This window comes from Pseudoalteromonas qingdaonensis, assembly GCF_038739665.1.
GTDB lineage: Bacteria > Pseudomonadota > Gammaproteobacteria > Enterobacterales > Alteromonadaceae > Pseudoalteromonas > Pseudoalteromonas qingdaonensis.
The window spans coordinates 297,736-313,180 of sequence record NZ_JBCGCU010000001.1 but is presented as its reverse complement, the minus strand read 5'-3'; the positions used below and the strand labels follow the sequence as shown (position 1 = coordinate 313,180).

12 protein-coding genes, 1 pseudogene and 1 riboswitch are annotated in these 15,445 nt (G+C 49.6%); of the genes and pseudogenes, 8 read left to right on the top strand and 5 right to left on the bottom strand.

Annotated elements, in window-relative coordinates:
* The first annotated feature begins 165 nt into the window (after positions 1-165).
* Together WCN91_RS01415 and WCN91_RS01410 are read left to right on the top strand one after the other, a co-directional pair.
* Positions 166-648, top strand: a complete 483-nt coding sequence (locus tag WCN91_RS01415; protein ID WP_342675641.1) for a YajQ family cyclic di-GMP-binding protein — start codon at positions 166-168, stop codon at positions 646-648.
* An 81-nt stretch (positions 649-729) separates the two neighbouring features.
* Positions 730-885, top strand: a riboswitch (cobalamin riboswitch).
* A 41-nt stretch (positions 886-926) separates the two neighbouring features.
* Positions 927-2,771, top strand: coding sequence for a TonB-dependent receptor domain-containing protein (locus WCN91_RS01410; RefSeq protein WP_342675640.1), 1,845 nt, complete (start codon positions 927-929; stop codon positions 2,769-2,771).
* A gap of 92 nt (positions 2,772-2,863) precedes the next feature.
* On the opposite strand, the gene WCN91_RS01405 is transcribed toward WCN91_RS01410, so the two are convergent.
* Positions 2,864-3,646 carry a hypothetical protein gene (locus tag WCN91_RS01405; protein WP_342675639.1) on the bottom strand — a complete coding sequence of 261 codons (783 nt, stop codon included), beginning with the start codon at positions 3,644-3,646 and terminating at the stop codon, positions 2,864-2,866.
* A gap of 184 nt (positions 3,647-3,830) precedes the next feature.
* Positions 3,831-3,992, bottom strand: a pseudogene (locus WCN91_RS01400) (helix-turn-helix domain-containing protein); the annotation flags it as partial.
* 747 nt (positions 3,993-4,739) lie between these two features.
* Here WCN91_RS01400 and WCN91_RS01395 point away from each other — a divergent pair.
* The gene (locus WCN91_RS01395; RefSeq protein WP_342675638.1) at positions 4,740-5,348 is read left to right on the top strand and encodes a hypothetical protein; all 609 of its coding nucleotides are present in this window, start codon (positions 4,740-4,742) and stop codon (positions 5,346-5,348) included.
* A 467-nt stretch (positions 5,349-5,815) separates the two neighbouring features.
* On the opposite strand, the gene msrA is transcribed toward WCN91_RS01395, so the two are convergent.
* The 3 genes from msrA to WCN91_RS01380 form a co-directional block, all read right to left on the bottom strand.
* Entirely contained in the window at positions 5,816-6,346 is a 531-nt protein-coding gene (msrA, locus tag WCN91_RS01390) for a peptide-methionine (S)-S-oxide reductase MsrA (protein ID WP_342675637.1), read from the bottom strand.
* A gap of 89 nt (positions 6,347-6,435) precedes the next feature.
* Positions 6,436-9,534, bottom strand: coding sequence for an efflux RND transporter permease subunit (locus WCN91_RS01385; protein WP_342675636.1), 3,099 nt, complete (start codon positions 9,532-9,534; stop codon positions 6,436-6,438).
* On the bottom strand, positions 9,531-10,595 hold the full coding sequence (locus WCN91_RS01380) for an efflux RND transporter periplasmic adaptor subunit (protein ID WP_342675635.1): 1,065 nt from the start codon (positions 10,593-10,595) through the stop codon (positions 9,531-9,533). The genes WCN91_RS01385 and WCN91_RS01380 overlap by 4 nt, the downstream gene beginning before the upstream one ends.
* 210 nt (positions 10,596-10,805) lie before the next feature.
* On the opposite strand from WCN91_RS01380, the gene WCN91_RS01375 reads away from it, so the two are divergent.
* From WCN91_RS01375 to WCN91_RS01355, 5 genes are all read left to right on the top strand, one after another.
* Positions 10,806-11,567, top strand: coding sequence for a DUF2982 domain-containing protein (locus WCN91_RS01375; RefSeq protein ID WP_342675634.1), 762 nt, complete (start codon positions 10,806-10,808; stop codon positions 11,565-11,567).
* A 13-nt stretch (positions 11,568-11,580) separates the two neighbouring features.
* Complete coding sequence (locus WCN91_RS01370; protein WP_342675633.1) at positions 11,581-11,913, top strand: hypothetical protein; 333 nt, start codon at positions 11,581-11,583, stop codon at positions 11,911-11,913.
* Between the two features lie 46 nt (positions 11,914-11,959).
* Positions 11,960-12,187: a hypothetical protein gene (locus WCN91_RS01365; protein ID WP_342675632.1), complete on the top strand. Its 228-nt coding sequence runs from the start codon at positions 11,960-11,962 to the stop codon at positions 12,185-12,187.
* Between the two features lie 164 nt (positions 12,188-12,351).
* Positions 12,352-13,404 carry a DNA polymerase IV gene (gene dinB / locus WCN91_RS01360; RefSeq protein ID WP_342675631.1) on the top strand — a complete coding sequence of 351 codons (1,053 nt, stop codon included), beginning with the start codon at positions 12,352-12,354 and terminating at the stop codon, positions 13,402-13,404.
* 287 nt (positions 13,405-13,691) lie between these two features.
* Positions 13,692-15,377: a carbon starvation CstA family protein gene (locus tag WCN91_RS01355; RefSeq protein WP_342675630.1), complete on the top strand. Its 1,686-nt coding sequence runs from the start codon at positions 13,692-13,694 to the stop codon at positions 15,375-15,377.
* Positions 15,378-15,445 lie beyond the last annotated feature (68 nt).

The window sequence follows — 15,445 nt, the reverse complement described above, 5'->3', positions numbered from 1 at the left end:
TCTAGCGGGCTAAATATCGTGCTCACAGCGTTGTAATTTTTCTATGTAGAATAACTACATAAGAAAAAATTCCGCCTTGTTATCACATCATTTATCCAGCGCTATATCTGATCACATACTTAACAGAATTGGTATAATCCAAAATTTAAGTTTAGGAGAGCCCCCATGCCTTCATTTGATATCGTCTCTGAAATTGATATGAGCGAAGCCAAAAATGCCGTTGAAAACGCCAAGCGTGAATTGGAAACGCGTTTTGATTTTCGTGGTGTTGACGCCAAAATTGAGCTTGATAACGAGCAAATCGAACTGACTGCCGAAGCCGAGCAGCAAGTTATGCAACTGTTTGATATCTTTGCCAGTAAAGCATCCAAGCGTGGTCTTGATGTAAACAGCTTTGAAATTCAAAAGGCCGACCTGCATGGTAAATACGTGACCCGTAAGGTGGTTATGAAGCAGGGTATCTCTAAAGAGGTGGCCAAGAAGCTGGTTAAAGCCATTAAAGACAGCAAGATCAAGGTACAGGCCGCGATTCAAGGCGAAGAAGTACGTGTAACGGGTAAAAAACGTGATGACCTTCAAGCCGCTATGCAAGTGGTGCGCGAAGCCGATCTAGGTCAGCCGTTCCAGTTCAAGAACTTCCGCGACTAAAACAGCCCGATTCTAGGGTTGTAATTATTTTGTCAATGGATGTATAGACGTCCATTGACTTTCCCCTCCTTACTGCGCACAATAACGCCGCCTTGTTATGGTGCCTTGCAGAACTCGCCCATTGGTTATGTGCTCAGGGATAATCGGGAAGTAGGTGTGAATCCTACGCTGCCCCCGCAACGGTGATTTTGGTATTTGCCAATCAGTCCGGAGACCGGCCATAACGCTTATCTAACCAATTATAATCCTGTGCGGTGGGCGCGGGTTAAGGGATCTACATGTATAGCAAAACCTCAGTGGCCTTGTCTTTAGCGGCGCTTTTCTCTACCTCTGTGGCGGCTCAGTCACAGGCAATCGAACATATCACGGTAACGGCCAACAAGTTTGAACAACCGATTGGACAGGTGCTTGCCAGCCTTGATGTGATCACCCGTGATGATATTGAACGCACCGGCGTGCGCGACTTGCCCGCATTGCTTTCTAACTATGCCGGTATTGATATTGTCCGCAGCGGCGGCCAAGGGCAAACCAGCAGCTTATTTATTCGCGGTGCCGCCAGTCGTCACTCGCTGGTGGTTGTGGACGGCGTCCGTGTTGGCTCTGCCAGCCTCGGCTACAAAGCGCTTGAAACCATGCCGCTTAACAGTATTGAGCGCGTGGAAATCATCCGCGGTGCCCGTGCCGCCTGGTATGGCTCAGATGCTCTGGCTGGGGTGATCAACATCATCACCCGCAATGGCGACAGTAAAACTCTGTCGGTATCGAGCGGCAGCGATAATTATGTGAATGTTCAAGGTGCCTATGCCCTGACTCAGGGAGCTTTTAAGGGCGCTATTAACCTGGGTTATGAGCAAACCGATGGCTACAATGTGACCACAGGTCAGGACCAGGATCGCGACGGTTATGAAAACCAAAATATCGGCGCTCGCTTAAGCTATGACTTTGATACCTTAGGTAAACTTGAGTTTGTCGGTCAATACAGTGATGCCGAAGTGGAATATGATGGCACCAGTAGTGATTTCAGTAAGTTTGAGAATTATCACCTGCAACTAGGTTGGCAAAAAGCCCATGGCCGTTATGCCCATACCCTGAAAACCGCTTTGGTGAAGGATGACAACTACAACACCCTGAAAAACCCGTACCCAGGTTATAAGGCCAATCAGTATATTACCGAGCGCGATGAGCTGGGTTATCAGCTGAATATCGCCCTAAATGACGCCCTGACCATCAGCTCGGGTCTGGATTACTACTATGAGGATGTGGGCGATTCAATCAATGCTTACGCCCTTGAGGGTCAGCCGCAGTCCGGTTTTGTCAAGGAAACACAGAGCAACAAGGGTGTGTATGTGGGGGCCTACTATCTTCATGACGCCTTTAGCACCAATGCCGTGGTACGTAACGACGATCACAGCGAGTTTGGCGGCGAGTCTACCTATAACCTGGCGCTTGGCGTCCCTTTCGCCGATATCGCTACCTTACGCGCCAGCTACGGCACCGGCTTTAAGGCACCGACCTTTAACGATGCCAGCTCTATTTGGGGTGCTAACCCTGACTTAAAGCCGGAAGAGTCGACCAATGCCGAGGTTGGCCTGCGCCTGAATATCGCTGGCGGCCAGTACGATGTGGCCGTGTATAAAAATACCTTTGAGAACCTGATTGACTGGGGCTTTAATGGCCCGGAAAACATCAATAAAGCCAGCTTTGAAGGTATTGAGTTGAGCGCCGAAGTTGAGGACGGACTTGGCATTAACCATACGCTGAACTTAAGCTATGTGGATGCCCAGGACGACAACACAGGTGAAGACCTGGTACTGCGTGCTAAGCGCAGCTTTAACTGGGGTCTGGGTAAGGAATTCGATAAATGGTATGTGGGCGCCCAGCTGCAATACCGCTCGGATCGTGTGAGCTACTACCGCACACACCTGCCAAGCTACACCTTGATTAACGTCAATGCGCGTTATCAGCTGGTGGACAATATCAGCTTTGATTTTGCTATTGAAAACCTAACTGATAAGGAATACGTCACCAATGTTGCCGCTACAGATTGGGCAACCGGTGCCATTGCTTCTGAATATATCGGCGCCGAGCGCAAGGTATATGCAGGGGTGAGTTTGTCGTTGTAATTGATTAGGGCCTCCGAAAGGGGGCTTTTTTATGGCCGGCGCTTTGCATTCTTTAGGTCAGTGCCCTGCGCCGACATTTCAACAAAATCGCTTTACGGATGCCATTTAATATTATTGCCAAACACTTCTTTGGCTTGTTCTTCCTGTTGTTGCAACCACTCGCTTCTTTCTTTTTCATCCTCGATATAGACGCTTAAATCACGTACAAAATCAAAGTAAAGTCCGTGTTTAATGGCTGCGTGGTAGAGAGATTGCATCGCAGTATTTAAGAATAAAGATTTTTGTTCCGGGCGATTTAAAAACAACTCAAGTAATTGTGCCCGATGCTCCTTCACTTGCTCATCGCCCCATTGACCTGCAGCGGCCGTGGTTCGGTGTGCCATCAAGCGCAAGACATCTGAAGTAAGGCCATACTTTTCAATAATATTTTCTATATGGTCACCCTGATGCACCTCATGATCCAGATCGTTTTGCAGCAACAACTCAATATACAGGGGAATATATTTCGCATCATGCATGCAAAGTACGTAGGCGGCAGGTTCGCCCAGCGGGTTTTCTTCATCTCCCCAATGCTCCAGGGTGGTTGCTTTACAATAATTGGTGACCTGATAAATAAAACTGACCGCTTTTCGCTCCAAGGCTGGGGCCGAGGTGAATTTAGTAAAGACTTCTTCTTCGCTCAGCACACCTTCGGGTGTAATAACATTAATTTCAACTGGGCAATTCCATTGGCAGTCTGCGGAATATTCGGCAAGTTTGGAGGCGATTTCGATATAAGCATCGGCCAACATATTGAGAGTATCGAATGAGTGAATTTCATCAACTTCGATATTAATAATGAGTTCGTTGGCGCTACTTTTTACCGTTTTTTTCATAGTCCTGTCCTGTGACTTAAATAGGCTTTTATTTAAACTTTTTGCTGGTGCGTTTTTATTGGGGACTTTTACGCCCTGTTGAGGGGGGAGTAAGGCGGCACCAAGCTAACGGCATTGTGCCATAAAGATAAAGCCAAAACTTTGGCTTGAGACCACCAAGCATGGGAAGGGTTTTTAATTGCTATTAGAGCTCAGCGATGTGCGATAGGGTTTCAGGATGACGCTGAACCAATTTTAGAAGGGTCACAGCTTGTCCATTTGGTGCGCTGCGCCCTTGTTCCCAGTTTTCCAAGGTACGAGATGAGGTGTGTAGCAAGCGGGCAAACACACCGCGGGACATATTAAACGGAGGCGTAAGGTGTTCACCTAGAACAAGCTGCTGCTAGGAGCGTTACCAAACTTCCACTATTGGCTCTGAAGGTAGATCTTGTCGCGTTGGGTGAGCGCGTTAAGAAAATAGTCCGGTGGACTATTTTTAGCAAGCGAACGCCTTGAGCCAGCGAGAGGCCGGAGACGACAACCAAAGAGGGATAAATTAGCTTGGATGCATATAATTCGTCCATGAAGCTGGGTTCCTGTCGGCATCCATGCCTCCACCTCCGAGCGCTGCGAAGCGATGCTTCGGTCACTCGTCGCCCCTCTTTGGAAACTCCGCGAACCCGTGATTCGCTAATGCTTGCGAACTCGGGTTTTTGTTAAGCGCTCCGCTTAGTCCTTGATACGATTTAACAGCACATCCATGTCCTGATAAATCTAGCTCGGCATCGTGCCTCGCTATCAACTCCACGCTCCACAACAAAAGCCGATTTCTCCAGCGCGAATCTAAACGGGGAGAGCGATACCTGTTGGTTTGGAGGTGTTCGATTGGGCGCTGATACTGAGTGAGAAACTAAAATACATAGAGAGCCAAGCAAGGTTCGAATAAGTGAAGGCAAGTTTGTTGGCTTCTGTCTTGATTGCTTGTGAGAAAAACACCTGATAACTTGCTGCTATTATTGAATAAAAGTTTTATTGGTGGGGAAAGGAGAGGTTTTGGATAACTTCCTTAACCAGGAGTTCGCGCTAATACACTGTTATATTTTATGGAGAGTCCGTGAGTATTTGTTTAACTATTTCAAAAATTGACTGGGCTATAACCAAGGATGTTTTTGCGATTATTGGAACAATATCAGCAGTTATTATTGGTATTGTCGGTTTAACCACTTGGCGTAGACAATTAAAAGGCACAAGTGAGTATGAAGTAGCTAAAAAAGCTATATTGCTAACATATGAAGTGGAGCAAGCCATTCAAGGTGTGCGAAACCCAATGTTACATCTTCCTAAAGACGAAGTTGAAGCTGGGCGTAAACTGGAAGCTGAACAAAAGATTTATTCAGATCGCTTTGCCGTCCTAGAAAATAAATGGGCAGAACTACAAACCATTAAACTTGAATCTAAAGTCATTTGGGATAATCCTGCTGCCGATAGCTTTAATGAACTACGAGATATTATCGGTAAATTAAGAGGTGGTATATGGCTCCACTTCTGGATGAAAGGAGCCTATGCAGGTCCAGGTACAACAGTCGATAGTCGTGCTGAACGAAGAATAGAAAATGATAAAATCGTTTACTTTATCTCCGAAGATGATGAGTTTTCGTTAAAAATCAAACATGCTGTTGAGCATGTTGAAAACTTCTTTAAAGACAAAGTTCGCAGTAAATAAAATATAACAAATGCCTCCACAAAGGACTCAAAAAGCCTGGCTTGCGTCACTTCATTTTTAATTTTAGCCAAGCACCTTGCGCCTGTTAGGCGGGCGTTACCTAACTTCCGCTGTTTGCTCTTAACTGAGTTACAGTTTGTGATTACCGTTACTTATAATGCAGGTGTGTCAGCCGAATCCCCTTACATTGCATCCGAAACGCGGGACGAGAAGAGTAATCGCCCGTGGGATGACGGGCGAAAACATGCCCAGTACAGGGATGTGCTGTGCATGTTGGTTACGTTCATTTCTCGTGGCGCGCTGAGGAAATAATGCAATGTTGGGGCGCCTTGGGGTTCCAAGGGGTGGTTGGCGTAAACCACCCTTTGGGTGTCGTCGCCACCGCGACAAGATCTAAACTTAAAAGCCTTTGTCAGTGGGTTATTAGGCCTAAATTGCTTGGCTGTAAGCCAAAAGCAATTAAGGCGTCACACCAAATAAGCATCAAACTCCTTCTCAAATTTGGCTATTTTCGGGGCGATAAGCAGATTGCAATAAGGCTGCCTTGGGTTGGTGCTAAAGTAATCCTGATGATAGTTCTCGGCAGGGTAAAACTCCTTAGCCGGAAGGAGTTCAGTGACTATGGCATCGTCCAGGTGCTCTTGCAGGCGCTCTATAACCAGCTCGGCCTGATGCTTTTGCTGATCGCCATGATAGAAGATCACGCTGCGATACTGGGTGCCGATATCATTGCCCTGGCGGTTTAAGGTGGTGGGGTCGTGCAGGGCGAAAAACATCTTTAATAACGTGGGGTAGTCAACCTTGCGCTCGTCATAAATCAGCTCTACTACTTCGGCATGGCCTGTGTCTTCGGTACAAATTTGATGATAGGTGGGGTGCTCAATATGGCCGCCGCTGTAGCCGGAAGTAACCTTTTGCACGCCTTTGACCCGCCTGAAGGCGGCATCGATACACCAAAAGCAGCCACCACCTAAGGTGGCCGTACGTAACTCACTCATAACTCTGTTTCCTGTCTTGCTAGTACCTAAGTGTAGCGCGATTAGGTGCTAAGAATAGCAAAAAGGCAGATTGCTCTGCCTTTCTAGGGTTAGTCTTCTTGCAGCGGATGCTGCTGTACCTGCTTGTTGAGGCGGTTTTGCAAAAACTCCGGGGATTGGGTTTTACGCGCCAGGGCATAATAGGCGCTGGGCACCACAAACAGGGTCAGCAAGGTGGCCACGGTAACACCGGTGAAGATCACCACACCTATTACCATGCGGCTTTCCGCTCCCGGGCCACTGGCCAGTACTAGAGGCACAGAGCTCATAACCGTAGTCAGCGAGGTCATAATAATAGGGCGCAAACGCTGCTTGGAAGCTTGCAACAAGGCGGCACTAAATTCCATGCCCTTGTCGCGCAACTGGTTGGCAAATTCCACTATCAGGATACCGTTTTTCGCGCTTAGACCAATCAGCATAACTATACCTATCTGGCTGTAGATATTCAGGGTGAGTCCTGTGACATACAGGCCAAACAGTGAGCCTGCTATGCCTAAGGGCACGGTCAGCATAATAACGAGAGGGTGTACAAAGCTTTCAAACTGCGCCGCCAGCACCAGGAAGGTCACCGTCAGTGCCAGAACAAAGACATACACCATGGCCGAGGCGCCTTCATAGAACAGCTGAGATTCGCCCTTGTAGTCGATGGCGCCGTCGATGTCATTTTCTTCCATTGCCACCTGGTTGAGAAAGTTCAGCGCCTCTTCCAGGGTGTAGCCATCGGCCAGGTTGGCGCTTAGGGTAATGGCACGCATGCGGTTATAGCGGTTAAGCTGTGACGCGGTGGCCTCTTCCGAGACGCTAATCAAGCTGTCCAAAGGCACCAGCTCGCCGGAGCGGGAATTAACATAGATGTTTGATACGTCCTGAGGGCTGGCAAAGTCTTGCTTCTCACCCTTTAAGATCACGTCGTATTCTTCACCGCGGTCGATAAAGGTGGTAACGCGGCGCTGACCCAGCATGGTTTCCAAGGTGCGGCCGATATCCGACACTGACACCCCTAAATCGGCGGCCTTGTTCTTATCTATGCTTACCAAGAACTGCGGGAAGGTTTCCTTATAGTCATGGTCGATACGCACTAGGCCGGGGTTTTGTTGGGCACGGGCTATGATGCGGTCGCGCCAGTCGGCCAGTTCGTCATAATCATTGCCTTGCAGCACAAATTCGATAGGACGTGACGAGCCACCACCGCCTATGCCGCTGCGCATAATGGCGAAGGCACGCACATCGGTCACTTCACGCATCTTGCCACTGATCTCACCCATTACCGACCAGGAATCGCGTTTACGCTCATCCCAGTCGGCCATGCCGATAATGGCCACGCCGCCTTGGCCGCCCCAGCCGGGCACACGCACCAGCACGCGGTTAAGCTCGCCGGATTCTACATAAGGCAGTAAGCGCTCTTCAATTTTTGCCATATTTTCAGCGTTATTTTCGTAACTGGCGCCCTCAGGGCCATTCATCATTACGAAGAAGGTACCGCGGTCTTCTTTTGGTGTGAGTTCCGAAGGAATTTTCTGGAACAGGCCATAACAGGCGACACCGGCCAGCAACAACATAATGGTAAGCATGCCAGAGCGGCGAATATTGCCAGCTAGGGTGCGCTCGTAGGCATTTTCTAAGCGGGCAAACTGATGGTCCATCCATTGGCTAAAGCGTCCCGAGTTAGTGCTTTGTTTAAGCACCTTGGAGCATAGCGCTGGGGAGAGGGTCAGTGCGGTTACGCTGGAGAAAAGCACTGCGGCGCTGACCGCCATGGCAAATTCAGTGAACAGGGCGCCGATGCGACCGTCCATAAAGACCAGGGGCACAAATACCGCTATAAGCACGAGCGTAGTGGCGACAATAGCAAAGCCCACCTCGCGGGCACCGCGATAGGCGGCAAGCAGGCGCGGCTCACCAAGCTCGATACGACGGTGAATGTTTTCCAGCATAACGATGGTGTCATCCACCACCAGACCTATGGCCAGCACCAGAGCCAACAGGGTGAGCAGGTTAATGGAGTAGCCCATGGCCAGCAGGAAGATAAAGCTGCCTACAAGGGCTACAGGTACTGTCACCGCAGGGATCAGGGTAGCGCGAATATTGCCAAGGAATAAGAAGATGACTAACACCACCAAGCCCATGGAAATGGCCAGGGTGCGATACACCTCGTTGATCGATTCCTTGATAAAGACGGAAGAGTCGTAGCTGTCTTCAATCGTAGTGCCCGGAGGCAGATTGCGCTTAATATTTTCGATTTCTTTACGGGCGTTTTCCACCACAGTCAAGGTGTTGGCCTTGGCTTGTTTCACTATCCCCAGACCTATCATATTGCGGCCATTACCACGGAACATGCTCTCTTCGTCGGCGGCTTCCAGTTGCACGTCGGCTACCTCATTGAGGCGTACCAGGTAACCTTGTTCGCCACGGGCCACCACAAGATTACGAAAATCCTGCGGGTCGAGGTAACTGCGGGCGGTACGTACCGAGAAGTCGCGGTCTTTCGACTCGATTTCACCAGCCGGAAGCTCAACGTTTTCGGCGCGCAGTACGCGCTCGATATCGGCTGCGGTAATGCCACGGGCGGCCATGGCCTGACGATTAAGCCAGATTTTCATGGCGTACTGGCGCTGACCACCAACGCGGACGTTAGACACGCCATCTACTACCGCCAGGCGGTCAACGATATAACGCTGGGCATAGTCTGAAAGTTGCAGTGAATCCATACTGCCGCTGTTAAGCACAAACCAGGCGATAGGGCTTTCATCCGAGTTAGACTTAGATACCTCCGGCGGACGTACCTGATCCGGCAGGCTGTCCAAAGCGCGGGAAACGCGCTCGCGCACATCGTTGGCGGCGGCATCAATATCACGGTCGATATTAAATTCTATGGTGATATTGGAGCGGCCATTGCGGCTTGATGAGGTAATGCTTTTAATGCCCTCGATGCCGGAAATGCGGTTTTCGATCACCTGGGTGATCTTGGTTTCGATAACCTCCGACGAAGCGCCTGTGTAGCTGGTGCTCACACTGACAATGGGGCTTTCTATGTCTGGGTATTCGCGCAGCGGCAACATTGAGAAGGCCACTAAACCAAAGGTAAGCAACAGCAAGTTGATTACTATGGCGAAAACGGGGCGTTTTACTGCGGTATCTGTGATCTTCACTGTTCGCTCTCCTGTGCATTCACAGGCGAGCCGGAACGAATTTTAATAACGCCTTCGGTCACCACCTGGGCGCCTGCTTGCAGACCTGAGCTAATACCAACCCAGCCGTCGTAGCGTTTATCCACCTTCACTTCCACCTCTTGGGCTATGCCGTCTACTACTTGAAACACAAAATGCTTGTCCTGGCGTGGAATAATGGCTTTTTCCGGCACTAGCAGGGCCTCGTAGGTTTTAAGCTCCAATATGGTGTTAAGTAACATGCCCGGGCGCAGCAGGGCTTCTTTATTGGTAAAGCTGGCACTAATGGGCACGCTGCGGGTATTCATATCGACACGCGAGCTTACATGGGTGACCTTGCCGTTAAAGGTGCGCGCTGGGTAGGCATCGCTGCGGGCGCGTACCGACATGCCGACACGCAGTTGCGCCAGGTATTTTTCCGGCACATTAAAGTCGACCTTGATCACGCTAAGGTCATCCAGCGTGGTAATTTCTGTGCTATTAGATACAAAGGCGCCCTTTGAAATCATGCGTTTGCCTAAGGTGCCGGCAAAAGGAGCGCGCACCTGCATTTCTGCCAGCTTGGTTTTTGCGGCTTCAAGTTGCGCCTGAGTGGCTTCAAATTTGGCTCTTTGCTCTTCCAGTAAAGACTTGGCGGCCGCTTGCGAGCGGGCCAGCTCGGTGAGGCGGTTTAATTGGCGCTCTACCTCGGAGAGGTTGGCCTCTAATTCTTTTACTCTGAGCTTTTCTTCTGTGTCTCGTAATTGCACCAGTAGTTGCTCTGCCTTAACCTGCTCGCCATCGTCAAAGTAGATATCATCCACATAATCGCTCTGGGCGCTTTTAATAAAAATGGCCTGATTGGCACGGCTGCTGCCGATGCCATCAACACTCACGGCGCGCTGTTGTTGCTCAACGGTATGCACTTGCACCTTGGTTGGCTGCATTTGCATGGTATTTTGTTGCGATTGGCCGTTAGGCAGGTACAAATAAACGCACAGCCCTAAAAAGATAATAATAAAAACGGGAAACAGCGCCTTGCCCGAGTGCTTACTGTGGTTCATTGATGATGCCTTTTGTTGTTTTTTAGCCCGAAGATAGTGTACGAATTTGTCGGCGTACACATAGACCGCCAATCCTGTATTTTTGTGTGTTAACCGAAAATAACGATTTTGTGATGAAAAATTACAAAAACAAGAACAAAAAAGGCAACTAGCCATTGCCTGGTATCTTTATATACACTCAAGATAGAGTATAGGATTTGGGGGCGAGTTATGGCGCACAATTCTTCGCCACAGCATCAGGATGAAAATAACGGCTATCAGGGCGCTAAGATCCGCGCTCAAGGGTCCCGTTATGGTGCGCAAACCTTGTTGATCAGCGCCGGTGTATTGCTTGTGCTGGTGGCTGTGATCAAGTTCCGTCCCGGTGAGGTTTTGCTGGCGGAAATCTTTATTCTGAGCGCCTCTTTAGTCGGTGTTCTGGTGGGCTTTTTGAAGTTGCGCGAGCCTTTTTACAGCATTTATCTTGATAAGGGTAAGCTCAGTTATAATCATAAATACGGCTGCTGGCAGTTAGCTGTGGGTAATCTGGCTCGGGTTGGGGTGGTGCAGGTGCAGCGTCAGGGGCAGGTTTTAGATCTTAACGTGATAGGCATTTGCCTGCGTGATGAAGATGAATTTTTAGGGCGACTGTCGCCGCGCTTGGCCGGGCGCTTATTGGTAGAGCAGCGCCACTTTTTAATACAGGCGATTAAGGCCTATTGCCAGGATGGCAAGGAATGTCCACCGCACTGGCTGGTGGAAGACACCGACTATATAAGCGAGACAGGCTGCAAATATACTGGATTATTAGCCATGTTTGCTAATAGAATGAACAACCTAAAACTATTAACTGGATACCATATTCTGCTGCCCGCGGCGGCATTGGATAGAGATATCTGGACCTTCAGCTATATGTTACACCGTTGGCAACAAGACCCGGAGCTTACCGTGTCCCGGTTGCGACGAGAGCTGTCAGTAGCAAGTGGTAAGTGACAAGGAAATTCCCATGGCCGATGAAAGAGCGTTTATTAAAAGTGGTCGTAATACACTGATCCATAAAGTTAAAAAGGTAGACTTGGTGGTGGTTAACGGTGAGGACCACCCGAAAATCAAGGTAACTCAACATGGCCTTGAGCCCTTTAAAGAGCCTTTGCCGCGTAATCGCCGTGAGGCCAGGGAGCGTTATCTTGAGGTGGTGTATATTGCCAGCGCCGATATTTTTGCCGAGGAAAAACGCCTGTTGTTTATTCAGGCGCTCGATGGCAAAGAATATAAAATAGATTACTCCAAAGTTGGCACTAAAATGTTTGTGCGTATTCATCAGGAAAGCTATCTCTAATTCTCAAGCTGTGCTGATCTCCCCCTCGGTAATACATGCTTACATTTTGTGCTGCCCAATTCTTGTCAGTGGCGGTAATGCCTTTATTGGTCACCGTAAATCGGCGTCGGTATCAGCAAAACTGATGATCGATGGCAAGGTGGTTGATAGCACCAGCAAAACGCGCAATTCGGCGGGTGGCTTTAAGGGCTCTTGCTCTGTATTAGCACACACAGTAAATACTCTTGGCAGTGATATTGCCAAGTGGGTCAAGTCTAGTAAGAAGCGACTATAACGACATATATTGTTGGTTCAGAAGATATAAAAACCGGCTTAGGCCGGTTTTTTAGTCCCATCGTTTTCCAGTTTGGGTTTTATACAGTGCTTTACACAGTATTTTATGGCCTTCTAATTTCATATTTGCGAAGATAGGCAAAACAACCTTCTTCTCTTATGGTCATGAAGAAATTTATCCATATCGATATGGATTGCTTTTATGCCGCAGTGGAAATGCGCGATAACCCCAAGCTTGCCAATGTGCCGCTGGCTATCGGTGGTAAGAGTCGTCGGGGGGTGTTGTCCACCGCCAATTATATCGCCCGTCAATATGGGGTGCGCTCGGCCATGTCCAACTATCACGCCAAGCAGCTTTGCCCTGAGCTGGTGATAGTGCCCGGGCGCATGCAGGTGTATAAAGAAGTCTCTCAGCAGATACGGGCTATTTTTCGCCGTTATACCGAGCTGATAGAGCCCTTGTCGCTGGACGAGGCTTATCTCGATGTCACCCAGGCTCAGGCTTGCCAGGGCAGCGCTACCTTGATTGCCGCGCAAATCAGGCGGGAAATCCAGGCCGAAACAGGGCTTACGGCATCTGCGGGCATAGCACCCATCAAGTTTATTGCCAAAATTGCCAGCGACGAAAACAAGCCCAATGGTCAGTGTGTGATCACCCCAGATCAGGTGCCAGCGTTTTTAGCGGCGCTAGACCTTAAAAAAATCCCCGGAGTGGGCAAGGTCACCATAGAAAAACTGCACGCCCAGGGGCTGTTTAAAGGTCAGGATGTGCTGGATAAGGGCATGGCTTGGATGCAGCAACACCAGGGGAATTTTGGTGTTTCTCTATATCAAAAATGTGCCGGTCAGATCATCGGCGCTATCAGCACAGATCGGGTGCGTAAATCCCTTAGTGTGGAACATACCTACGAATACAATAAAGTGACTCTGGCCCAGTGCCAGCAAGCCCTCCCAGCTTTACTTGAAGAGCTCACCACGCGATTGGACAGACAGCAGTTGCACCCAGCTATCAACAAACTCTCGATTAAGGTGAAGTTTGCCGATTTTCATGTCACCACGGCGGATCAAAGCGGTCGCAGCCTGAATCTTGAGGTGTTTAATGCCTTGCTGGCCAAGGCCTATGAAAGGGGCGTAACGCCAGAGGTGAGGCTGCTGGGATTAGGCGTGGGCATAGACAGCGAGCAAGCCGATGTGCAGCAGCTAAGCATCTTAGACTAAAGCGCTAGTGAATTTTTACACTATGCTGATAAGGTGAATCTGAGCTTTTGCGTAAACGCGTTCGTGCTTAAGGGTCGCGTTACTATGCTTAATACCAATTCTGTTAAGTATGTGATCAGATATAGCGCTGGATAAATGATGTGATAACAAGGCGGTATTTTTCTTATGTAGTTATTCTACATAGAAAAATCCCAACGCCGTGAGCACGATATTTAGCCCGCTAGAATGATTAGCTATTTAAGTGAATTGGTATAACTCTGTGACTACTAAAACAAAGAGAGAAGACTATGCAATCGGTTGTTATTGTCTTGCTTGGCATCGTCGGCATGTTATTTGGCTGGCTGGTGTATTCCAAGTTTATCGCTGAAAAAATATTTCGCATGGATGACAGGTTTGTAACGCCAGCTCATGAGCTTGAGGACGGTGTAGATTATGTGCCCACCAACAAGGTAGTACTTTGGGGGCACCATTTTACCTCGGTAGCCGGGGCAGCACCCATAGTGGGGCCAGCCATCGCTGTGTACTGGGGCTGGGTGCCGGCGGTGCTCTGGGTAGTCTTTGGTACCATCTTCTTCGCCGGGGTGCATGATATGGGCGCCCTTTGGGCCAGTGCTCGCCATAAGGGTAAGTCCATGGGCGCGCTGTCGGAGTCGGTGATAGGTAAGCGCACCCGCTCATTATTTATGATAGTGGTGTTCCTGGTGCTGCTGATGGTGAATGCGGTATTTGGGGTGGTGATCGCCAATTCTTTTGTGGCGCAGCCCAATGCGGTGTTCCCGGCCTGGTCGGCCATAGTGGTGGCGCTGATCATAGGTCAGCTGCTGCACCGTAAGGTGCCGCTTATTCCCCTGTGCGCCATAGGCGTAGGTGTGCTTTATGCCACCATCTATATGGGCAGCTCCATGCCACTGGCACTGCCCACGGAAATGTTTGGTCTGGCCGATAAGGCTAACTGGATCATCATTCTTTTTATCTATGCCGCCATTGCTTCTTTGCTGCCGGTGTGGATGTTGCTGCAACCGCGCGACTTTATCAACGGCATGCAATTGTTGGTGGGTCTGGTGCTGCTCTACGGTGCGGTGTTTGTTTCCATGCCGGATATCACGGCGCCGGCCTTTAACACCCAAACCGCGGTCGATACCCCGAGTATAATCCCGTTGTTATTTGTGACCATAGCTTGTGGTGCCGTGTCCGGCTTCCACGGCATCGTCTCCTCGGGTACCAGCTCTAAACAACTGGATAAGGAAACCGATGGTCGCTTTGTTGGTTATCTCGGCGCCGTGGGCGAGGGTTGTTTGGCGCTGATCACCTTAGTTGCGGTCAGTGGTGTGGCCTTGGCGGTGTCGCCCGAGGAATGGCATGAAATTTACAGTCACCTGGGAGCCGGTAGCGTGAGCGCCTTTATTACAGGTGGTGCCAATTTAATCGAAAGCGGCTGGGGGATCTCCACCGAGGTGGCCTCGACCCTCTTGGCTGTGATGGTGGTGCTCTTTGCCGGGACGACTATGGACTCCGGGGTGCGTTTGCAACGCTACATCATTCAGGAGTGGGGCGAAATCTATAACCTAGGTGTGCTGAAAAACGGCATTATCGCCACCTTGCTCGCCGTGGCTTGCTGTTTGCTGCTGGCCTTTGGCGCCGGTGGTTCATCGGGCAGCGGTGGTATGATCATCTGGCCTTTATTTGGTTCAACCAACCAGATCCTTGCCAGCCTTACTCTATTGGTGATTTCTGTGATGCTGATCAAGGCGGGACGCCCGGCCATTTATACCCTGATCCCCATGGTCTTCGTACTCACCATGGCCTTCTTTGCCGGCTTGATTAAACTGGTTGAATATTACGAGCAGGGCAACTGGCTGCTGGTCAGCCTGGATGCCATAGTGCTGGTGGTCAGTGTGCTGGTTATGCTTGAAGCCTGGTCGGTCATAATCACCCACAGGCGCGATAAACGAGCAAATAAAGCCTCATCGTAAGCCTTGCTTGCCAAGCTCCTTTACAGGCCGAGGTGTTAAGCCTTGCACCCGGTAGTAAAGGGGCGCTA

Coding starts and splice junctions, on each gene's coding strand:
- WCN91_RS01415 (WP_342675641.1), top strand. CDS start 166: ATGCCTTCATTTGATATCGTCTCTGAAATTGATATGAGCGAAGCCAAA.
- WCN91_RS01410 (WP_342675640.1), top strand. CDS start 927: ATGTATAGCAAAACCTCAGTGGCCTTGTCTTTAGCGGCGCTTTTCTCT.
- WCN91_RS01405 (WP_342675639.1), bottom strand. CDS start 3,646: ATGAAAAAAACGGTAAAAAGTAGCGCCAACGAACTCATTATTAATATC.
- msrA (WP_342675637.1), bottom strand. CDS start 6,346: ATGAGTGAGTTACGTACGGCCACCTTAGGTGGTGGCTGCTTTTGGTGT.
- WCN91_RS01380 (WP_342675635.1), bottom strand. CDS start 10,595: ATGAACCACAGTAAGCACTCGGGCAAGGCGCTGTTTCCCGTTTTTATT.
- WCN91_RS01375 (WP_342675634.1), top strand. CDS start 10,806: ATGGCGCACAATTCTTCGCCACAGCATCAGGATGAAAATAACGGCTAT.
- WCN91_RS01370 (WP_342675633.1), top strand. CDS start 11,581: ATGGCCGATGAAAGAGCGTTTATTAAAAGTGGTCGTAATACACTGATC.
- dinB (WP_342675631.1), top strand. CDS start 12,352: ATGAAGAAATTTATCCATATCGATATGGATTGCTTTTATGCCGCAGTG.
- WCN91_RS01355 (WP_342675630.1), top strand. CDS start 13,692: ATGCAATCGGTTGTTATTGTCTTGCTTGGCATCGTCGGCATGTTATTT.